This window comes from Pseudoalteromonas sp. NZS71_1 (assembly GCF_015864305.1).
In the GTDB taxonomy this organism is placed as follows: domain Bacteria; phylum Pseudomonadota; class Gammaproteobacteria; order Enterobacterales; family Alteromonadaceae; genus Pseudoalteromonas; species Pseudoalteromonas arctica.
Map to the genome: position 1 here is coordinate 1 of NZ_JADYXM010000020.1, position 19,639 is coordinate 19,639.

Consider the following 19,639-nt stretch of genomic DNA (forward strand, 5'->3'; position numbering starts at 1 on the left):
TAGCGTCTCAAGGGATGCGAATAATACACCCTTTATTTTTTGAGTCAACACTTAGTTTTAAACTTTCTTTTGGAAGATTTAAAACCGAAGTTTTATTTAACTCTCTGAGTAGTTCGTGCCTTGCTATGCTTCAGCGTTTCCCGTCTCAGTGGGGTCGCATTATAGGGAGAACAGATTTTTACGCAAGCACTTTTTTAAAGAAAAAGTAAAAAAAGATGCTGTTCGGTCAGTATCTGAACTAAACCCCCTGAAACTGATAGTTTTGTAACCAAACAGTGCACTGTATGGTACAAAAATCACCTTGCTGATACACTCAAAGCTAATAACTATTATCTAAAAGGTACTAAATATGGCAATCCGTTCTTATAAAGGTATAACACCTTCGTTTAATTCGTCTGTTTATATTGATGAGTCTTCAGTTTTGGTTGGTGATATTACTTTAGGTGATAATAGTAGTGTTTGGCCGTTAGTAGCTGCACGTGGTGATGTTAACTATATACGTATTGGTAAGCGCTCCAATATACAAGATGGCAGTGTATTGCATTTATCTCGTGCAACTAAAAGCAACCCTGATGGTTATCCACTTATTATAGGTGACGATGTAACTGTTGGTCATAAGGTAATGCTGCACGGATGTGTACTAGGAAACCGTATACTAGTAGGTATGGGCGCTATTATTATGGATAACGTGGTTGTTGAAGACGATGTAATTATAGGTGGCGGCTCTTTAGTACCACCAAACAAACGTTTAGAGTCTGGTTACTTATATGTAGGAAGTCCGGCTAAGCAAGCCCGCCCTCTTACAGAGCAAGAACTTGCCTTTTTAAAAATATCTGCCGATAACTATGTGTCACTTAAAGATGAATACTTAGCTGAAATAGCTAACTTAAGTTAATAAACTTACTTCAATTTGGCCTGCCGAGTTATAGCTTTCTTCTTCGATAAGCTCCTCGGCACGTTCTTCATAATCAAAACGATACTGTTCAAAATATTCTGTTGCGTGACTTTCGTCTGTTAATTTAAGTGTATTTACTTCTATTATGCATTCCACCAGCATGCCACTAACTTGTGCAAAAAAAACTAGCTGATGATCGGGCTCTCTAAATTCGAGCCTATCTATAAACTGTATTGCCTGATTCATTTAAGCGTTCCTTGTTTGAGCGCATCCACTACGGGAAGTATTTCTGGCATTTTATTACGCCATACATAATATGCTTGAGCAGCTTGACCAACTAACATACCGCTGCCATCTAAAAGCTTAGCGTTAATATTATGCTGTGCAATCCAATTCATAAAAATGGTATTTTGCAGTGAATAAAACATGTCATAAGCGACTTCACAGTTAGTTATGTGTTTTTCATCAAGAGCTGGAAGTTCGTTATTCATACTGCTAGAGGTAGAGTTTATAATTAGTGAGTAATCGCTTACTGGTAAATCATCAAAGCCAAAGCCAGATACTGGTCCATATTGAGTAAACAGCTCTGCGAGTTCTTTGGCTTTTTGTGCTGTGCGATTAACTATTATTATTTCCTGAGGGTTATGCTCTAACAAAGGTAAAATAACCCCTCGAGCAGCACCGCCCGCACCTATAATTAAAATACGTTTATCAGTTATGGCTACTTTATTAGCAAGTAAATCATTTACAAAGCCCACACCATCGGTGTTATCACCGAGTAATGTGTCATCATCTCGTTTTTTTAATGTATTAACAGCCCCTACAATTTTAGCTAATGGCGTAAGCTCATCAGCCATTGCATAGGCTTGCTCTTTAAATGGCATCGTAACGTTAGCACCAACACCACCTTGCTCAAAAAAAGACAATACTGTTTTTTCAAAGTTATCGATAGGTGCTAATATTGCGCGATAGTCGATTTGCTCACCCAGTGATACAGCAAATTGTTTATGTATCGCGGGGGATTTTGAATGTTTAATTGGATTTCCAAAAACCGCATATTTGTCCATTTTAAAGCAACCTCTTTGCAGCTATATACTGCCTATTAACGATGATAAGTAATATGATTAAACGACTTTTTTCTAAATCTAAGCCAGCTCCCGAGCAACAGGCTCCTACTCCTGAAAAAACACCGTATGAAATAATAGGTGGAGAGAAAGGGGCGCGTGCTATCTCCAATCGATTCTACGACATAATGGAGTCAGATGAATACGCTAAACCGTTATATGATATGCATCCTCTGCCATTAGATCGAATTCGCCAAGTATTTTTTGAATTTTTATCTGGTTGGTTAGGCGGGCCAAACCTATTTACTGAAAAACATGGCCAGCCAATGCTACGTAAAAGGCATATGCCTTTTACTGTAGATAAAGCATTGCGCGATCAGTGGATGCACTGCATGAATAAAACGCTGGATATAGAAATAGACAATCCGTTGTTACGTGAAGGCTTAAAGCAATCATTCTCTCAACTAGCAACGCATATGATCAATCAGCATTAAATTTGTATTTAGCTACAATGTAAAAAGGCGCTAATTAGCGCCTTTTTGATTACTGTGTAATTGTTATAATTGCCATTCTCTGGCTATCAACTCACTTGGTTGACTAGTTAGCCACTCTTGCGGGAGTAAGTAATACTGATATAGGTTAGCTTCTGGGCTACTTGGCTCTGGTTTATAGTTATATTCCCAGCGTGCAAGTGGTGGCATAGACATTAATATAGACTCAGTGCGCCCGCCACTTTGTAATCCAAATAAAGTGCCTCTATCCCATACTAAATTAAACTCGACATAACGTCCGCGACGATAAAGCTGAAAATCACGTTGTTGCTCTGTGTATTCGTCATTTTTACGACGTTCAATAATAGGTAAATAAGCATCTAAAAAGCCATTACCCACCGATTGCATAAACGCAAAGCTTTGCTCAAAACCAAGTTCGTTTAAATCGTCAAAAAACAAACCGCCTACTCCGCGAGTCTCATCTCTGTGCTTTAAATAAAAGTACTCGTCGCACCATGTTTTATATTTTGGATAAACTTCACTACCAAATGGCGCACAAATGTCGTGAGCAACTTGATGCCAATGCTGTACGTCTTCTAATACTGGATAAAAAGGAGTGAGATCAAATCCGCCACCAAACCACCATATTGGCTCTTCGCCTTCTTTTTCGGCTATAAAAAAGCGCACATTGGCATGACTTGTTGGTACATGAGGGTTTTTAGGGTGAATAACTAACGACACACCACATGCGTGAAAGCTGCGCCCTGCAAGCTCTGGTCTATGTGCCGTTGCCGAGCCTGGCATTGAAGCGCCAAATACATGAGAGTAATTAACTCCGCCTTGCTCTATTACAGCGCCATTTGTGGTTACACGTGTACGACCACCACCGCCTTCTGCTCGCTGCCAGTTATCCTCTATAAATTTAGCACTGCCATCTGCAGCCTCCAAACCTTTGCAAATAGTGTCTTGCAAAGCCATAAAGTATGCTTTTACTTGATCTAATAATTCGCTTTGCATATTAACCTCTAAATATTTTTCCAGTCATGGCATCTTTTATTGTGCTTGGTTGAGTATTACCACCTAACGCCTCATCAACGTAAAAGCCAACTTGTTCTGCAAATTGCTCTTTAGCTTGCTCAATACTAATTACCGTTTCTTGACCGGTTAAGTTTGCACTAGTTGATACTAGTGGCTTACCAAACTCTTGGCACAAACGTTTTACTGTAGGATGGTTTGTTACTCTCACCGCAATGGTATCAAACTGCCCTGTGAGCCATTTAGGCGTATTTTTAGATGCAGGCATAACCCATGTAATTGCAGCAGGCCAACTCGAAAAAATATCAGCTCGTTTATCCATTGGTATTTTTGCATCATCTACGTATTTTAATAATTGTCCGTAGTTATCAGCAATTAAAATAAGTCCTTTTTCAACCGGGCGCTGCTTAATAGCTAATAGTGCCTCAACGGCTTGTTGATTATCTGGATCACAACCTAAACCATATACAGCTTCTGTTGGGTATAAAATAACTTCGCCTTGCGTTAAGCATGTTATTGCAGTGGGCGTATTTGAAAGGTCTGACAAAGTAGTCTCCAGATATAATTAAACGTTATTCAGTTGGGGTGAGCTTATGCATGCAGCTTTTTTGTGGGCATTGCAATAATGTGCCGTTTGCCATATTTCTCTCTATGACGATAGGCCAGTTACATTCAGGACACGGGTGTTCAACCGGTTTATTATTAAGTGTGTATTTACAACTTGGATAGCAATCACAAGAATAAAATACTTTACCAAATTTATTACTGCGCGCGACTAAATGACCTTTTTTGCATTTAGGGCAACTTGGCAAAGTGTCTTCGCTTTGTTTTTCTTCATTTTCGTTAGCAATGTAATGGCACTGCGGATATCCCGTACACCCAATAAACATACCGTAGCGGCCATTTTTAACCACCAGCGGTTTGCTGCACTGCGGGCATGCTGAATCTTCAAGAACTTTAATTTCATTACTATCGTGATGTGCCAACGGCCTAATAAAGTCGCATTTGGGATAACTTGCGCATCCTAAAAAAGGGCCTGATTTACTATTGCGGATCACTAACTCTGAACCACACTGTGGGCATATCTCGTATTCTTTTTCGAGGGCGTGCTTGTTCGCCGAGAAAAGCGAATGGTCGATTTTACTCATGGTGATCCTAATAGGTTGGTGAATTTTCGCCTAATATACCCAAACCACTTAAAGATACAAGCAATGCCGTGCTTATCCGTTTAAGTAATTTGAGTACAATTAAGATAATTATCTCTAATGAAGAAGTTCGCTGGGTTCATCAAAAATCAAATCTTCCATTTGCTCATATGCCTCTTCAGAGCCAGGAACATTAAACAAAATCATAAGTACAATCCATTTTAAATCTTCTAGGCTTATGGTTGGTTTATCTAGTGAGGCTAAACAGTCCATTACCATCTCACGAGTTACATTGTTAATTACGCCTATTTGCTCAATAAACATTAAAAAGCCACGACACTCAGCACTGAGCCTTTGGCATTCACTATCGGTAAATATACGCACAGCATCTTTAGGGTTAGTAATAAGATAAGGAGACTCGTCACTGTGTTGTAAATCGGCGAGTTGCTCTAACCAATCGAGTGCTTTAAATATCTCAGGCTTATTAAAGCCCGCGCGCAATAGCTCATCGGTTAATTCATTTTGCTCTGCAAATATATCCGCTTCGCTATGAATGTAATTTTCAAAAAGATATAAAAGAATATCAAACATATTACCTTCCTGCGCTCAACTTAATATAACCATCTAACACTCGCTCAATCTGATCGTCTAATTCTAAATCGAGCAACCTAGCGAGCACTTTGTCTATTGGCCACTGCGCACGACGCACAATGTCGTCTACGCTGGTGACTTCAAAGCCAATACTATTTAAAACCTCGCATTGAGAATTTGCCTGAATAGGCTGCTCTTTGTTACATACATTATTGTCGTAAGTAAAACTCACCTCATCAAGAATGTCAGCCACGTTTTCTACCAGCTTAGCACCTTGCTTTATTAAAAAGTGACTTGCCTGCGCTAACGGATTTTTAATAGAACCCGGTACTGCAAATACCTCTTTATTTTGTTCAAGCGCGTAGCGTACTGTAATTAACGAACCACTTTTAATTTCAGCCTCAACAATAAGCACTCCCAACGATAACCCGGAAATAATACGATTTCGGCGCGGAAAGTTATGCGCATGAGCAGCTGCCCCTGGTAAAAACTCACTCACCAACAGACCGCTTTCTAAAACTTGGTCTGTTAATAGTTTATGGCGTTTAGGATAGTAAATATCAACCCCAGTACCAAGCACCGCTATGGTTTTACCCGTACCAGCAAGAGAGCCCTTATGTGCTGCTCCATCTATTCCCCGTGCCATACCTGAGGTAACTGTAATACCCGCTAAAGTTAACTCGTATGCAAATTCTGATGCTATTTCAAGCCCGGTAGGTGTGGCATTACGACTCCCTACAATTGCAATTTGTGGAGTAGATAATAACGAGACATCTCCCCTACAAAATAGTAATAAAGGTGCACTGGCAATCTGTCGGAGATCTTCTGGATAAAGCGCATCAAAAATACAGACAACGGTAATGCCCTGCTGCGCAATTAGTTGCTCATAATGGCTGACTTGTTGCCAATTGGTGTTGAGTAAATTACTCGCTTGATTAGCGGTTAATCCAAGCTGTAAAAGCTTGTCATGAGATAAGTCGAATAACGACCCAAGGGAATAGTTTGTAGATAGTGCTAAAAGGGTTTTGATACCCAACCCTTTACACATATAAAAGGCAAGCCAGTGGGCTAGCTTGCCAGATGACTGATCCATGCTCTCTCCTAGAGCACCGACTCGCTACTTCTTAATGAATAACTGCAATATCTCCAATGCGAATTGGGTGCTGGTTTTTAGTTATTAATGCATAACTTATTTTGTCATACACTTTAAAGACAATTAGCTCGCCAACTTTTTCTTTAGGCATAGTCCACGTTGTGCTCTCTTCGTCAGACTCACCACCAAATAATTGGCTCACATCAGATAAAAGCTTCTCGTATTTACTAGAATCTTCTGGATAACGAGGGCCACGAGGACCATCAATAACCGTTGGCGATTGACGTTCTAGATCTAATACATGACCCGCTTCTATGTTTTGTTCACTGCCTAAGTTTAGCACTACAACATCCATTGTGCTGAATTCTCTAACTTGTCGTGGGGAAGCAATAATATTCCCTGTTACGGGCTCAGAAGGACGGTGAATATTAAAGTACGCAGGAAGCATTTGACCTTCCATTGCCGGCATTAAAAAATCGCCTTGCTGAATTTCTCGTTTAACAGATTCAACACGTAATGACGAAGGCACACCATTGTGTTCATCACCCGCTCTAAACGCACGTGCGATACCAACGTAAGATGCACGCGTTGCTAACACTTCACCGGTTAAATCGGTGTAAGGGTCACCTTTATGGTAAATGGCATATGCTTTATGTACTTGTAAGTCGCCTTTAACATATAAAATATGGCCTAACGTTTGTGTTTTAGTATTTTCGTTAGCACCTAAAATATAAGGTTTGCCTTTAATATCGTCACTGTTCATTGCTTGCTCGTAACTGATATAAGGTTTGATCATTTCAAGCGGCAAAGTAGTAATAGCATTACGCCCTTTTGGTGTAATACGACCCTGAGGAGATAGCTTTCTATATCCTTTATTAATCACTAAACGTGGGTTTCCATCTGCATCGTATATCAGCGCTAATGCATCACCGGGGTAAATTAGGTGCGGGTTGTCAATTTGTGGATTCATTTGCCAAAGTTCAGGCCATAGCCAAGGCTCATCTAAATAGATGCCAGAAATATCCCAAAGTGTATCGCCTTTTTTTACAACATACTGTTTTGGTGCATCTTTTTTTATTTTAAGCACGTCAGCAACTACGGGAAACGCAGCACTTAACGTAAGCATGATTGCAAGTAATGGAGATTTCATTGAGCTTCCTTGTATTGTTTTTTCATTATTATTGCCCAAAACCTGTTAAAGGTGAACGCGAATGGCTAAAATAAGAGCATACAATACCCTAAATTAAGCACAAGTGAAAAAGGTAACTATGGCTAGGTTAGAAGTTTTAAGATTTCCAGATGAACGTTTACGTACTATAGCAAAAGATGTTGCACAAGTTGACGACACAGTACGCCAAATTGTAAAAGACATGCTAGAGACAATGTACGATGAAAATGGCATTGGACTTGCGGCCACGCAAGTAGATATTCATCAACGAATCGTTGTTATTGATGTATCAGAAGAGCGCGACGAGCCACTGGTATTAATTAATCCACAAATCATTAAAAAAGACGGCTCTACCGTTAGCGAAGAAGGCTGTTTATCAGTACCTAACTCGTATGCAAAAGTAGACCGCGCTGAAACAGTAACAGTCGCTGCACTTAACGAAAACGGTGAAGAGTTTGTACTAGATGCAGATGAATTACTGGCTATTTGTATTCAACACGAACTAGATCACCTTCAAGGTAAGCTGTTCATTGACTACTTATCTCCATTAAAGCGCCAACGTATTCGTAAAAAGCTTGAAAAAGAAGCTAAATTTGCAGATTAGTAATAAGTACCTTAGGAAAACTCAGTGACTCAACCATTACGCATTATATTTGCCGGTACGCCGGACTTTGCAGCACGTCATTTACAAGCGCTGATACAAAGCGAACACCAAATAGTGGGTGTATATAGCCAGCCAGATCGCCCTGCAGGTCGTGGTAAAAAATTAAAAGCCAGTGAAGTGAAAGCGCTAGCGCTTGAGCACAACTTACCGGTTTTTCAGCCACAGTCATTAAAAAATGATGAAGCACTAGCAGAGCTAACAAGCTTAAATGCCGACATTATGATTGTTGTAGCGTATGGCTTAATTTTACCTAAAGCTATATTAGAAGCCCCACGTTTGGGTTGTTTAAATGTGCATGGCTCTATATTACCGCGCTGGCGCGGCGCTGCACCTATTCAACGCTCAATTTGGGCAGGTGATGAGCAAACCGGCGTAACAATAATGCAAATGGATGAAGGGCTAGATACCGGCGATATGTTACATATAAGTCGCTGCCCTATTAGCACGACAGAAACTAGCGCTAGTTTATATACAAAGCTTGCTGAGCTAGGTCCAGACGCGTTAATTGAAACCATTAATAAATTAGCTAATGGCGAGATCACCCCTGAACCTCAAAATGATGAACTTGCTAACTACGCTAAAAAGCTTTCTAAAGAGGAAGCTAATATCGATTGGTCAATGAGTGCACTGCAAATTGAGCGAAACATTCGCTCTTTTAATCCATGGCCAGTGTGCTTTACCCAAATGGGTGGGCAAACAGTAAAGATTTATCAAGCGCAGGTTGTGCTGCAATCAGGTGATCCTGGGCAAATTTTATCAAGCGACAAAAATGGCGTAGTAGTGGCGTGTGGCGAACACGCTTTATGTATTACGCAATTACAGCCGCAAGGTAAAAAACCAATGGCAATTAACGACTTTTTAAATGGTCGTAGTGACTGGGTTACCCCTGGCACAATATTAGGCGAAAACAATGAGTAATGTTCCAAACGTACGAGCGCTGGCCGCTGAAACTTTATATAACGTAGTTGATAAAGGCGCATCGCTTAATCAAGAACTTCCATTTGCAAGCCAAGGCTTGCCGCCTAAAGATAAAGCGTTGCTACAGCAAATTTGTTATGGCGTTTTACGCTACTTACCTAGCCTTGAAAATTACTGCCAACACTTAGTAGAGCAGCCATTAAAAGGTAAACGTAGAATATTTCAGTTTTTATTATACGTAGGTATTTATCAACTGCAGCATATGCGCGTACCACCACATGCTGCAATTTCAGAAACTGTAAACGCACTGGCTCAACTGCGCGCTTTAGGATTAAAAGGGCTGATAAACGCCATTTTACGTAGTTTTCAGCGCCAACAAGCAGAGCTTGAAGAAAAAGCGAAGCTTATTCCGGTATGTTTATACAACCATCCAAATTGGTTTATTAAACAGGTGCAAACAGCCTACCCAGATAGCTGGGAAGCACTACTTGAAGAAAACCAGCAACAAGCACCAATGTGGCTTCGTGTAAATCAAGCACAATTTAGCACGCAAGAGTACAGCGAAATGCTTAGCGCTAACGATATTGAACACACCTTAAACCCTGACTTTATTGATGGGATTAAGCTTGCCAAACCACGTGATGTATTTTCGTTGCCTGAGTTTGATACAGGTGCATGTTCAGTACAAGATGCTGCAGCACAGTTGGCAGCCCGCTTTTTAGAACCTAAAGCAGATGACTATATTTTAGATGCCTGTGCAGCACCTGGCGGAAAAACGTGTCATATATTAGAGCTTGCTGATGCTGATGTACTTGCACTTGATAGCGACTCAACTCGCCTTGAACGCGTTAAGCAAAACTTAACTCGTATTGGCTTAGGTGCAGACCTACAATGTGGCGATGCCTCACAACCACATACTTGGTGGGACGAAAAATTATTTGATCGTATTTTGCTTGATGTGCCTTGTTCAGCCACTGGCGTAATTCGCCGTCACCCTGATATAAAATGGTTACGTCGCGCATCAGATATCGAAGACTTAGCTAAGTTACAAAACGATATTCTTGATAGCATTTGGCCACTGTTAAAACCAGGTGGCACATTGGTATATGCTACGTGTTCGGTTCTTCCACAAGAAAACCAACAGCAAGTTGCTAAGTTTTTAGCTAATAACGATGATGTAGAACATATACCTCTACACGAAAATGATACCGTAACAACGCCAGGTTTGCAGTTACTGCCCGGTGAAAGTGATGGATTTTATTACGCTAAGCTAGTTAAAAAAGCCTAATAGCCGTACACTAAATAGTTAGCCATTTATGAAACATTAAATGGCTATTTTTTTAATTAAATTATGATCAATACCACGGGTAAATAATGAAAATAATTATACTCGGTGCCGGGCAAGTTGGTGCTACGCTTGCTGAAAACTTAGTTGGCGAACAAAACGAAATTACCGTTGTTGATATAGACGGTAACCGATTACGTGAACTTCAAGATAAGTACGACTTACAAGGGGTTATGGGCCACAGCGCGCACCCTGATGTATTACGCCGTGCAGGCGCTGAAGATGCCGATATGATTATAGCGGTAACCAGTTCAGATGAAGTGAACATGGTTGCATGCCAAGTGGCGTACAGTATTTTTAAAACGCCCACTAAAATTGCCCGCATTCGCTCAGAGCAATATTTAAAATACCGCGAAAAACTATTTCAAAACGATGATTTACCAATCGATCATTACATTGCTCCCGAAGCACTGGTCACTAAGTATATTCGCCGTCTAATTGACTACCCTGGTGCTCTGCAAGTATTGCAGTTTGCTGATGGCATGCTCTCGTTAGTAGCCGTAAAAGCTTACTATGGGGGTTTATTAGTAGGTTATGCGTTATCTGCACTTAAAGAACATATTCCTAATGTAGAAACTCGTGTTGCCGCTATTTATCGTCAAGGTAAAGCAATAAAACCATTGGGTACCACCGTTATTGAAGCCGATGACGAAGTATTCTTTATTGCCGCTACAAAACATATACGCGCAGTAATGAACGAGCTACAAAAACTTGAGCGTTCGTACAAAAAAATTATGATAGCTGGTGGCGGTAACATTGGGGCAGGTCTTGCCCGCTCACTTGAAAAAAACCACACCGTTAAACTAATTGAACGCAGTAAAGAACGTGCCGAGCAACTCTCAGAAATGCTCGATAACACGGTCGTTTTTTGTGGTGACGCATCTGATCAAGAACTGCTCTCAGAAGAGCATATTGAACAAGTCGATGTATTTATTGCCGTAACCAACGACGATGAAGCAAACATTATGTCGGCCATGCTTGCAAAACGTATGGGCGCACAAAAAACCATGGTACTTATTCAACGTGGAGCTTACGTTGATTTGGTACAAGGCGGCGAAATAGATATTGCCATATCGCCACAACAAGCAACTATATCAGCGTTATTAACGCACGTACGCCGTGGTGATATTGTTAACGTGTATTCACTGCGTAAAGGCGCAGCAGAAGCCATTGAAGCGGTTGCTCATGGTGATGAAAACACATCTAAAGTTGTTGGGCGCGCGATTGCCGACATAAAACTTCCTGCAGGTACAACCATTGGGGCAATAGTACGTAATGACGATGTGTTGATAGCTCACGATGATACAATTATTATGTCGGGCGATCATGTCATCATGTTTTTAATCGACAAAAAACACATTACCGTTGTAGAAAAACTATTCCAAGTAAGTGCTATATTCCTTTAACTAGTTACTCTAATTAGTTAATTTAATACACAAAAAAGCCGCTGACTAAGGCGGCTTTAATGGAGTATGCTTAAATATTGATTACTGTACTTTTGAAAACTCTTCTTTAGAGATTTCACCATTACCATCAGTATCCAAATCATCAAAAATCTTTACAAGCTGAGGGTTAACCTTTGCTTCTTCCATTGTAATAGCACCGTTACCATCTGCATCAAAAGAGGCAAAATCTACTGCGGCATATGCTGCTGATGAAGATGCTAAAACGATAACTGCAAGTGTTGTATTTAATGTTTTCATAATAATATTCCTAGTAATATGGGAAGTCCTTTTCAAAGATCCCTGACTGTGAAAAATGTTTAATCTGAAAAGATTAATTAGTAATTAGCGAATTCTTCTTTAGAAAGCTCGCCGCTACCGTCGGTATCTAGCTCAATAAATTCAGCCATTAAATCTGTATCGACTGCCGCTTCGCTTGGGCTAATTGTGCCGCTACCATCGATATCAAGGCTGTCAAAATCTGATGCTGCAAATGCAGCGGAAGAAGATGCTAGTACTATAAGTGCTAATGCTTTATTTAAATGTTTCATAACTTAATCCTTCAATGTTCTATCAAAAAAATTGCTTCGTTTAACTCAAAACGTAATTTTTCACTTCCTTGTTATCCTCTTTCGTAAGCTCCCTTGCCTACTTAGGTGTCTTTGGCAACTCAGGATAAATACTTTTTAATTAAGCTTCTGAAAATTCTTCTTTTGATAACTCACCATTTTGGTCAGTATCAAGCTCAGAAAACATGCTCATTAGCTTTGCATCAACTGATGCTTCTGCTTGGCTAATTGTGCCACTGCCGTCTACATCCAGTGTGTCAAAATCTGTTGCAGCAAAAGCGGCTGAAGAAGATGCAATAGCGATAAGTGCTAAAGTTTTATTAATGCTTTTCATAATATGTATCCTTCAAATTTATGTGTGTGCGATTAAGTATTTCACTTTAAATCACGATTTCGTTCAGTACACTTAGGCTATTACAACTTAGATGCCAACATTTAAAAGCTATTAATTTTCAATAAGTTAAATATAAAACGTACAACAAGAAGGCGTTTTTAGAATAGTTATTGTTGCCCTTTAGCAACACGTTTTAAAGAGATGATATTAAAGTCATTAAAAACATATAGTTATGTTTATATAAAAAGATACATTTTTAAATGTACGGTTTTAAAAGGAGGGATTTAAAATAATAATTGAGATAAATTTTAACGAGGTAGCTTTAATAACAAAAAACAAGCTGTAAAAAACAATACGTAATCAATTGTTTTATTTAAATAATAATTTTAATTATGAAAGAGAGAAAAAACATTTTATAAATACTGACATAAAATGCCTTTTTGTTGCAAATAAGCGAAAACCTATTTATTCAACGGTAGGCTCAAGCGCAGAAGGGTCTATAAAATGCTCTTTCATAAAGGCTTTCATTTCATCCTCGCTTGCTAGTAGCTTAATTCCACAGTGCACGCCTGCGGCATGCTCTTTAACACTGCAAATTTCACCTTCAAAATCTTTATCACTGCTATTAAGTACGACAGTGCATTGCATATCTTTAATACTTTCAACTTGCTGATCGCCTCTAATATCAAACATTACACCAGTGAGTGAAATGTCTTTAATAAGGCCTTCAAGTACCCTATCGTCACTTAGCTTTAGCTTTGCAGGTAATAAGGTAGGTATGCGTGTTTGTGAGCGTAGCGCAAATAACTGCACTTGCTTTGGAAAGTTTATAAACACGAGTTTAGCGGGATGAGAGGCTACCGACATAATTTGCTGGCGAAACGCAATAACTTGCCCACCACTACCTTCAATAAGCGCTCTTACAACAACCATTACGCCATCACGTAAATAGTCACTCGCCACAGGTAAACGCTTTGCATTGGGATAATTTAAAATAATAAACTGTTTATCGAGTAAACCAACTAATTCAGTTTTAACACGCTTACTGCTTGTAGGTGTTAATATTTCTAGGTCGACTAAGCTGCCTACACTTATATGCTTTAGCTTTTCTAAATTTGTTGGCATATCCCTTTCCCAATAGTTCGTAATTTAAAACTTAAGCCGCTCGTTTATCCACGCCAAAAAGTAGGCGTAAATAACACTAATAAAGTAAATATTTCTAAACGACCAAACACCATTGCAATGGTAAGCAACCATTTAGCACCATCGGTTATAGCGCCATAATGCGATGCTACATCTCCTAAACCAGGCCCTAAGTTATTTAAACAAGCCGCAGTGGCTGAGAACGCAGTTATGTTATCCATACCCGTGCCCATAAGCGCTAACATAATAATAATAAACACCAACGCATATGCAGAGAAAAATCCCCACACGGCTTCTACTACTTTGTCTGGCAACGCCTTTCGACCCAGCTTGATTGAATATATAGCCCGTGGGTGCACCAAACGATTAAGCTCACGCACACCCTGCAAGTAAAGTAAGAACACGCGCACTACTTTCATACCACCACCGGTAGAGCCTGCACAACCACCAATAAAGCTCGAAAATATAAGTAAAATAGGTAAAAACAAAGGCCATGTTGAAAAGTTATCAGTAGCAAAGCCTGCTGTTGTACTCATAGAAACAGCTTGAAATAATGCCTGATCGAGGGTTTCATCGCCATTAGCAAATATTTCATTAGAGGAAAGTACGGTAAAACAAATAACCACCAGCGCTAATTGAATACACAAAAACACCTTAAACTCAGGGTCTCGAATATAAACTTGTATGTTACGACTGGCCACTGCGGCGTAATGCAGGGAGAAGTTAACAGCGGCAATAATTAAAAAGAACACACAAATAAAGTTAATTACAGGGCTGTCAAAGTGGCCCATAGAAGCATCGTAAGTAGAAAAACCACCTATCGCGACCGTTGAGAATGCATGACATATCGCATCAAACCACTCCATCCCGGCTGCCCAATAAGCCAGCATACAAGCAATAGTCAGTGACACATAAATATACCAAAGGTGCTTTGCTGTATCGGCAATTCGCGGGGTCATTTTGGAATCTTTTACAGGCCCAGGTATTTCAGCGCGATATAACTGCATACCACCAACACCTAGCATGGGGAGTATAGCGACAGCGAGTACGATTATACCCATACCGCCAAACCACTGGAGTTGCTGGCGATAAAACAACACCGACTTAGGTAAGTACTCAATACCGGTAAGTACTGTAGCGCCGGTGGTTGTTAAGCCAGAGAATGCTTCAAACACCGCATCGGCGAGCGATAAATTAGGTTCTTGTAAAAATATAAGCGGCAAGGACGCAAACGCCCCAAGTACCAGCCAAAACAAAACAACAATTAAAAAGCCTTCACGTGCTTTTAAGTCACCGTTTTCATGGCGGTTTGGGTAATAAGCCATCATGCCAATAACAACACTAAAGATAAATGCTAAAACAAAAGGAACACCACCACCGTCTTTATATATTAAAGACACCAGTGCCGGAGGCACCATGGTAATACTAAACAGCGCAACAAGTTGGCCAAGAATTTTTATGATGGTACGAAATTGCATTTAGCTTGTCGCTTTTATTATTAGTAAATTCAGGCTGAGTAGTATCAACCAAATTAAATAGGGTCAGTATGCATTACATGCAATTTGTGTAGGTTATTACTCTTTAATAGTTAACTCAACTGCGCCGTGACTTAAATCAAAAATATCTTTGATTGCTTGCTGAGCTTCGCGGCTATCTATTGTAATCACCCATTCAATATTAGCAGTAAATTGCTTATCAATATTAAGCACTTGATACTTTGTTTTTAATAACTGCTCAATCGCACCTTGCATGCTGTACTCACTACTCCCAGTAATTTCAACACTGGGAACTTTAAGTACCGTTTGCAATTTTACTAATGCATTATTTAATGAGCCACCATAAGCACGTACTAACCCGCCCGTGCCTAATTTTATGCCGCCAAAGTAACGTGTGACTACAGCTGTGATTTCGCCAAGGCCAGAACCCACCAGCACATTTAACATAGGTTTTCCTGCAGTGCCATTTGGTTCACCATCGTCCGAAAAACCATAAACATGGCTGCCACCGGGGTTGCCTGCCACATGTGCCCAGCAGTTATGACGCGCATCGCTATACTTTTCTTCAATGCTTTTAATAAATGCTTTAGCTGAATTTAAATCGGGGGTATGTGCAATGTGAACTATAAACGTACTTTTTTTAATTTCTTCTTGATGAAAAACGTCAGTAGCGGGATATTTATATTCAGACATATTTTAAACTTGTAAAAAGGGGGCCAAAAGGCCCCTTTAAATAATGTACGTATTTTAACGTGTATAAACTAATTAGTGTTAACTAGAATTAATCGAGCGCTAAATCTCGTGTCATATTCTCTAAGCTATCTTCGTGAACAATAATGTTATCTTCAATACGAATACCGCCAAATGGTTTAAATGACTCAACCTTTTCCCAATTAATAAATTGTTTATTATCGGTTTGCGCTAAATCACCTAGCAGTGAATCAATAAAGTATAAACCTGGCTCAATAGTAAACACTTGGTTTTTTTCGATCAGGCGAGTACAACGCAAGAACGGATGCCCTTCAGGCGATGGTTGATGTGTGCCCTTTTCGTCACTCATAAAACCGCCCATATCGTGTACTTGTAAACCAAGATGATGCCCTAGCCCATGTGGGAAGAAAGTAGAGGTAATTTTACGCTCAACAATTTCCTCAGCGGGTAGGTTAACAATTTTAAAGTCACTGAGTATTTGTGCAATACGGTTATGGCACTCAACATGTAAATCACCATAAAGCATACCCGGCTTTAAACCTTTACCTAACTCGATTTGTTGAACTGTCATCGCTTGTACAAGCTCAGCAAACTCACCCTGCTTTTTAAAATCATACGTACGAGTAATATCAGCAGCATAACCATTAAAGTTTGCACCAGCATCAATTAAAAATGAGTTATGAGTGTGTGGCGCTTGTGGATCAAAGTGCGTGTAGTGCAAAATAGCGCAGTTTTCGTTAAGCGCAACAATATTGCCATATGGCATTTCATTTTCGCTTTGACGTGTTGCCATTAAGTACGCTTGCTGAATGTCGAACTCGCTACCACCATTGAAGAATGTGTCGCGAGCAGCTTTATGCCCATCTACTGCAATGCGGTTAGCGTTGCGTAAACATTCAAGTTCGTACTGCGTTTTATAAGCGCGGTGGTAATGAAAATAGTTAAGTACAGGCTCAGGGTTCATAATACTAAAACCAAGTGCTTGCGCTACTTCAATGTATTCGCCCATGTAAGCGTATTTAGCTTTGTCGTATGGTAATAACTTTTCAACTTGATCAGGCTGAAGTAATAGCTCTATATCAAAGTACTCAGCCCAAAAGTCACGAGGCTCGTCTGGTACTTTATGCCAAAAATCTACCGGGCGATAAAATATGAGTTTTGGTTTGTCGCTGCCATTTACCACAATCCAGCAATGAGGATTATCAATAACCGGTAACCACGCTTTAAACTGTGGATTAACTTTAAATGGATAATACATATCATCTAAAAACTGGCGCTTAGCTTGGCCTGAATGAATTACTAATCCTTCTAACCCTTCGCTATTACAAATTGTACGAGTACGCTGTTGCAGTGTTGCAATATGTTCGGCGTATAAAACGGCTAATTTATCCATTGTTAATCCATCTGTTAAATTTAACTTGCTCTGAGTCTACCACTTAAACACTAAGCGCTCAAAAAAGGGGGATATTTAACATGTAAACATCCCCCTTATTAATACCTATACCTATCGTGTTAAGTTATTGGTCGATTGGTATCATATATTCAACCGCCCATTTTCATTTCGAGTAGCGGCGCTAATACATTACCTTCTCGGCCCATTCTTGTATGGTAAACCTGCCTGTACGCAAATACATTTTTTACGTAATCGCGGGTTTCGCGATACGGAATAAGCTCTACCCATAACTCAGCCGGAATAGCGTCATCAGGTAACCAACGCTTTATACGGTGATAACCCGCATTATAAGAAGCTGTTGCCAGCACCTCATTGCCATGGTTTTTCTTTTTTAAGTACTGTAAGTAACTCGTACCCAACCTAATATTTGTTTTAGGTTGATATAAACGACTACTTGTCACACTGCCTTTATTTACATACTCAGCAGTACTAGGTAATAACTGCATTAAACCACGTGCATTAGCATGCGAGCGTGCATCTGGCGCAAAAGAGCTTTCGCGCCTTGCGATAGCAATACTCCAGGCAACATCTATCTTGCTACGTTTACTGTAGCGCTCAAAAACATCTTGAAACGCAAACGGAAAACGTTGCTCTACGTTATCCCACGCTTTAATTTTTGCTAAAGTAAAAATAGTACTGTCGTGCCAACCTAAATCGGTAGATAGTTGTGATGCTGCTAGCTTTTCTTCATCGCTAGACGTATCCGTTAAATAATTCCACTCACGGCGCGCCGACGTAAAGCGCTCAATATCATAAAGTGCTTTTGCACGCTTAAAGCCAGGTGCATTACTTACTTTATCTACAAGCACCTTATCGACTGCTAAAGGTTGATTATTTAAATCAACGGGCAAACCTAAACGTGCTGCTGCTAAAAAGCCGTAATAATCACGATTAGCCGCTACTTTTTTCCAAATATCGTCTGCTTTTTGTTGCTCGCCACGTTTAGCATAGCTATAAGCTAACCAATATTGCTGGCCAAGGCTTAAATCCTCTTTTCCTGTAAAAAACGCAGCAATCCCTTCCCAATCTTGGGTTTTGAGCATATTGCCCAGTTGCCATTGAATAAGCTTGCTGTCTAATCGCTCTTTCGGCACTTTATTTAGCCAAAAGCTCGCTTGCTTATGCCCGCTTGAAGCAAGTGACAACGCAAAGGTGTAATACACGTCAGCTTTATCTTCATCACTATACTTAAATATTTTTTCTAGTTTTTCCCATGCTTTTAAAGCAAGCTCTTTATCGCGCCAAACCAAACGCTTAACACCATAAATTGCTATTTGGCCTTCTTTAGCCGACTTGTTTTTATATCGATATAATCCAGCTGCCGTGCTTGGATCTTTTCGCACTTTTAAATATAAGTCAGCTAAGTAACGATCCTTACTTGGCAATAAAGTTTTTAAGTAAGGTAATAAGCTTTGCGTCCCGCCTTGTGCAGCAAGTGTTACACGCTTCCAAACCGTTTCTTCTTTCATGTAGCCTTTTTTACGCCACGTAGAAAACAAACTATCACAGCCATTAGGTTGCGATTTACCAACGGCCCATAAGTCGGTCACCTGATTTAGAATCGCCTTTTCAGGCGCGCCCAAGTCGAGCTGAAAATCTAAATAAGTACAGGTAAGCCCAGTATTAGAAGTTTCACGGTAGTTGCGTATATACGCCGCTTTTTCATTGTTCTCTTTTAAATACTCCAACCACGCTTTGCGCACCGGCCACTCAAGCGGTGTATGCTGATATATATTTAAATAGTCTTCTATCTCTGCCTGATGCTTAATACTCGGGTGACGTTGCCAATATGTTTTTTCAACATACGGTTTTAACGGATGATTTAGGTTACTAACCGCTTGTTTAAAGTCTTGGTAACTTCCATACCTTACTTTTTTTTCGGCATCTAAAAAGGCATCGTTATCGATACTTGCCTCGGCAGAGTGAAGAGGGAAAATGAATGCAGCTGCCGCAACACTTAGTAAATATTTTTTCATAATGTCCTTTAATAAAAATTAAAGTAGTGAATAAAAACTTTTCAACCACCTTAGCACCAAACCAGCTATATTTTAACCAGTCGATTGTAACCGAGTTAAATTTTTC

General features: G+C 39.9%; 22 protein-coding genes and 1 pseudogene. 7 read left to right on the plus strand and 16 right to left on the minus strand.

The genetic code is table 11. From position 1 onward, the window contains the following. Together I6F43_RS20195 and I6F43_RS18890 are read left to right on the plus strand one after the other, a co-directional pair. Positions 1-209: pseudogene (locus I6F43_RS20195) on the plus strand (hypothetical protein); the annotation flags it as partial. A 140-nt stretch (positions 210-349) separates the two neighbouring features. Further along, on the plus strand, positions 350-895 hold the full coding sequence (locus tag I6F43_RS18890; protein ID WP_007377621.1) for a gamma carbonic anhydrase family protein: 546 nt from the start codon (positions 350-352) through the stop codon (positions 893-895). Here the strand turns inward: I6F43_RS18890 and I6F43_RS18895 are convergent. Together I6F43_RS18895 and aroE are read right to left on the minus strand one after the other, a co-directional pair. Next, positions 887-1,141, minus strand: coding sequence for a DUF1488 family protein (locus I6F43_RS18895; RefSeq protein WP_007377622.1), 255 nt, complete (start codon positions 1,139-1,141; stop codon positions 887-889). The two genes, I6F43_RS18890 and I6F43_RS18895, sit on opposite strands and share 9 nt — an antisense overlap. Next, complete coding sequence (gene aroE / locus I6F43_RS18900; protein WP_197103584.1) at positions 1,138-1,962, minus strand: shikimate dehydrogenase; 825 nt, start codon at positions 1,960-1,962, stop codon at positions 1,138-1,140. Before aroE ends, I6F43_RS18895 begins: the two co-directional genes overlap by 4 nt. A 53-nt stretch (positions 1,963-2,015) precedes the next feature. On the opposite strand from aroE, the gene I6F43_RS18905 reads away from it, so the two are divergent. Beyond that, the gene (locus I6F43_RS18905; protein ID WP_024609094.1) at positions 2,016-2,453 is read left to right on the plus strand and encodes a group II truncated hemoglobin; all 438 of its coding nucleotides are present in this window, start codon (positions 2,016-2,018) and stop codon (positions 2,451-2,453) included. A 63-nt stretch (positions 2,454-2,516) separates the two neighbouring features. Here I6F43_RS18905 and hemF read toward each other — a convergent pair whose 3' ends face one another. The 6 genes from hemF to I6F43_RS18935 form a co-directional block, all read right to left on the minus strand. Then, complete coding sequence (gene hemF / locus I6F43_RS18910; protein WP_197103586.1) at positions 2,517-3,467, minus strand: oxygen-dependent coproporphyrinogen oxidase; 951 nt, start codon at positions 3,465-3,467, stop codon at positions 2,517-2,519. A gap of 1 nt (position 3,468) precedes the next feature. After that, positions 3,469-4,032, minus strand: coding sequence for an L-threonylcarbamoyladenylate synthase (locus I6F43_RS18915; RefSeq protein ID WP_197103588.1), 564 nt, complete (start codon positions 4,030-4,032; stop codon positions 3,469-3,471). Between the two features lie 25 nt (positions 4,033-4,057). After that, entirely contained in the window at positions 4,058-4,633 is a 576-nt protein-coding gene (locus I6F43_RS18920; protein WP_101216780.1) for a DNA topoisomerase family protein, read from the minus strand. A 114-nt stretch (positions 4,634-4,747) separates the two neighbouring features. After that, positions 4,748-5,221, minus strand: a complete 474-nt coding sequence (locus tag I6F43_RS18925; RefSeq protein ID WP_010555161.1) for a DUF494 family protein — start codon at positions 5,219-5,221, stop codon at positions 4,748-4,750. 1 nt (position 5,222) lies between these two features. Then, entirely contained in the window at positions 5,223-6,314 is a 1,092-nt protein-coding gene (gene dprA, locus I6F43_RS18930) for a DNA-processing protein DprA (RefSeq protein ID WP_024591289.1), read from the minus strand. Positions 6,315-6,345: 31 nt separating this feature from the next. Next, positions 6,346-7,464, minus strand: coding sequence for a LysM peptidoglycan-binding domain-containing protein (locus I6F43_RS18935; RefSeq protein WP_197103590.1), 1,119 nt, complete (start codon positions 7,462-7,464; stop codon positions 6,346-6,348). 118 nt (positions 7,465-7,582) lie between these two features. Here I6F43_RS18935 and def point away from each other — a divergent pair, with 118 nt between their 5' ends. From def to trkA, 4 genes are all read left to right on the plus strand, one after another. Next, positions 7,583-8,086 carry a peptide deformylase gene (def, locus tag I6F43_RS18940; RefSeq protein WP_007584168.1) on the plus strand — a complete coding sequence of 168 codons (504 nt, stop codon included), beginning with the start codon at positions 7,583-7,585 and terminating at the stop codon, positions 8,084-8,086. A 24-nt stretch (positions 8,087-8,110) separates the two neighbouring features. Then, positions 8,111-9,064 (plus strand): methionyl-tRNA formyltransferase, encoded by a 954-nt coding sequence (gene fmt / locus I6F43_RS18945; RefSeq protein ID WP_197103592.1) that lies wholly within the window; start codon positions 8,111-8,113, stop codon positions 9,062-9,064. Further along, positions 9,057-10,352, plus strand: coding sequence for a 16S rRNA (cytosine(967)-C(5))-methyltransferase RsmB (rsmB, locus tag I6F43_RS18950; protein WP_165726806.1), 1,296 nt, complete (start codon positions 9,057-9,059; stop codon positions 10,350-10,352). The genes fmt and rsmB overlap by 8 nt, the downstream gene beginning before the upstream one ends. Positions 10,353-10,438: 86 nt before the next feature. Further along, on the plus strand, positions 10,439-11,815 hold the full coding sequence (gene trkA, locus I6F43_RS18955) for a Trk system potassium transporter TrkA (protein ID WP_004335170.1): 1,377 nt from the start codon (positions 10,439-10,441) through the stop codon (positions 11,813-11,815). 81 nt (positions 11,816-11,896) lie between these two features. Here trkA and I6F43_RS18960 read toward each other — a convergent pair whose 3' ends face one another. The 8 genes from I6F43_RS18960 to I6F43_RS18995 form a co-directional block, all read right to left on the minus strand. Next, entirely contained in the window at positions 11,897-12,112 is a 216-nt protein-coding gene (locus tag I6F43_RS18960; protein WP_007584177.1) for an EF-hand domain-containing protein, read from the minus strand. Positions 12,113-12,189: 77 nt separating this feature from the next. Beyond that, positions 12,190-12,402 (minus strand): calmodulin, encoded by a 213-nt coding sequence (locus I6F43_RS18965; RefSeq protein WP_004335174.1) that lies wholly within the window; start codon positions 12,400-12,402, stop codon positions 12,190-12,192. Positions 12,403-12,541: 139 nt separating this feature from the next. Beyond that, positions 12,542-12,754 (minus strand): EF-hand domain-containing protein, encoded by a 213-nt coding sequence (locus tag I6F43_RS18970; RefSeq protein WP_004335175.1) that lies wholly within the window; start codon positions 12,752-12,754, stop codon positions 12,542-12,544. Between the two features lie 465 nt (positions 12,755-13,219). Further along, the gene (locus I6F43_RS18975; RefSeq protein WP_165729282.1) at positions 13,220-13,879 is read right to left on the minus strand and encodes a flagellar brake domain-containing protein; all 660 of its coding nucleotides are present in this window, start codon (positions 13,877-13,879) and stop codon (positions 13,220-13,222) included. Positions 13,880-13,923: 44 nt separating this feature from the next. Beyond that, positions 13,924-15,375 (minus strand): TrkH family potassium uptake protein, encoded by a 1,452-nt coding sequence (locus I6F43_RS18980; RefSeq protein ID WP_007584186.1) that lies wholly within the window; start codon positions 15,373-15,375, stop codon positions 13,924-13,926. Positions 15,376-15,471: 96 nt separating this feature from the next. Further along, positions 15,472-16,086 carry a YigZ family protein gene (locus I6F43_RS18985; protein WP_008171987.1) on the minus strand — a complete coding sequence of 205 codons (615 nt, stop codon included), beginning with the start codon at positions 16,084-16,086 and terminating at the stop codon, positions 15,472-15,474. Between the two features lie 88 nt (positions 16,087-16,174). Next, the gene (pepQ, locus tag I6F43_RS18990; RefSeq protein ID WP_197103594.1) at positions 16,175-17,497 is read right to left on the minus strand and encodes a Xaa-Pro dipeptidase; all 1,323 of its coding nucleotides are present in this window, start codon (positions 17,495-17,497) and stop codon (positions 16,175-16,177) included. Between the two features lie 149 nt (positions 17,498-17,646). Next, the gene (locus I6F43_RS18995; RefSeq protein ID WP_007584188.1) at positions 17,647-19,533 is read right to left on the minus strand and encodes a transglycosylase SLT domain-containing protein; all 1,887 of its coding nucleotides are present in this window, start codon (positions 19,531-19,533) and stop codon (positions 17,647-17,649) included. Positions 19,534-19,639: the final 106 nt, after the last annotated feature.

Excerpts from the sequence above, each read along its gene's own strand:
- I6F43_RS18925 (WP_010555161.1), bottom strand. The coding sequence starts at position 5,221 with ATGTTTGATATTCTTTTATATCTTTTTGAAAATTACATTCATAGCGAA.
- I6F43_RS18895 (WP_007377622.1), bottom strand. The coding sequence starts at position 1,141 with ATGAATCAGGCAATACAGTTTATAGATAGGCTCGAATTTAGAGAGCCC.
- I6F43_RS18935 (WP_197103590.1), bottom strand. The coding sequence starts at position 7,464 with ATGAAATCTCCATTACTTGCAATCATGCTTACGTTAAGTGCTGCGTTT.
- I6F43_RS18980 (WP_007584186.1), bottom strand. The coding sequence starts at position 15,375 with ATGCAATTTCGTACCATCATAAAAATTCTTGGCCAACTTGTTGCGCTG.
- I6F43_RS18985 (WP_008171987.1), bottom strand. The coding sequence starts at position 16,086 with ATGTCTGAATATAAATATCCCGCTACTGACGTTTTTCATCAAGAAGAA.
- I6F43_RS18965 (WP_004335174.1), bottom strand. The coding sequence starts at position 12,402 with ATGAAACATTTAAATAAAGCATTAGCACTTATAGTACTAGCATCTTCT.
- I6F43_RS18995 (WP_007584188.1), bottom strand. The coding sequence starts at position 19,533 with ATGAAAAAATATTTACTAAGTGTTGCGGCAGCTGCATTCATTTTCCCT.
- rsmB (WP_165726806.1), top strand. The coding sequence starts at position 9,057 with ATGAGTAATGTTCCAAACGTACGAGCGCTGGCCGCTGAAACTTTATAT.
- pepQ (WP_197103594.1), bottom strand. The coding sequence starts at position 17,497 with ATGGATAAATTAGCCGTTTTATACGCCGAACATATTGCAACACTGCAA.
- I6F43_RS18975 (WP_165729282.1), bottom strand. The coding sequence starts at position 13,879 with ATGCCAACAAATTTAGAAAAGCTAAAGCATATAAGTGTAGGCAGCTTA.
- trkA (WP_004335170.1), top strand. The coding sequence starts at position 10,439 with ATGAAAATAATTATACTCGGTGCCGGGCAAGTTGGTGCTACGCTTGCT.
- hemF (WP_197103586.1), bottom strand. The coding sequence starts at position 3,467 with ATGCAAAGCGAATTATTAGATCAAGTAAAAGCATACTTTATGGCTTTG.
- I6F43_RS18905 (WP_024609094.1), top strand. The coding sequence starts at position 2,016 with ATGATTAAACGACTTTTTTCTAAATCTAAGCCAGCTCCCGAGCAACAG.
- I6F43_RS18920 (WP_101216780.1), bottom strand. The coding sequence starts at position 4,633 with ATGAGTAAAATCGACCATTCGCTTTTCTCGGCGAACAAGCACGCCCTC.
- aroE (WP_197103584.1), bottom strand. The coding sequence starts at position 1,962 with ATGGACAAATATGCGGTTTTTGGAAATCCAATTAAACATTCAAAATCC.
- dprA (WP_024591289.1), bottom strand. The coding sequence starts at position 6,314 with ATGGATCAGTCATCTGGCAAGCTAGCCCACTGGCTTGCCTTTTATATG.
- def (WP_007584168.1), top strand. The coding sequence starts at position 7,583 with ATGGCTAGGTTAGAAGTTTTAAGATTTCCAGATGAACGTTTACGTACT.
- I6F43_RS18890 (WP_007377621.1), top strand. The coding sequence starts at position 350 with ATGGCAATCCGTTCTTATAAAGGTATAACACCTTCGTTTAATTCGTCT.
- I6F43_RS18960 (WP_007584177.1), bottom strand. The coding sequence starts at position 12,112 with ATGAAAACATTAAATACAACACTTGCAGTTATCGTTTTAGCATCTTCA.
- I6F43_RS18970 (WP_004335175.1), bottom strand. The coding sequence starts at position 12,754 with ATGAAAAGCATTAATAAAACTTTAGCACTTATCGCTATTGCATCTTCT.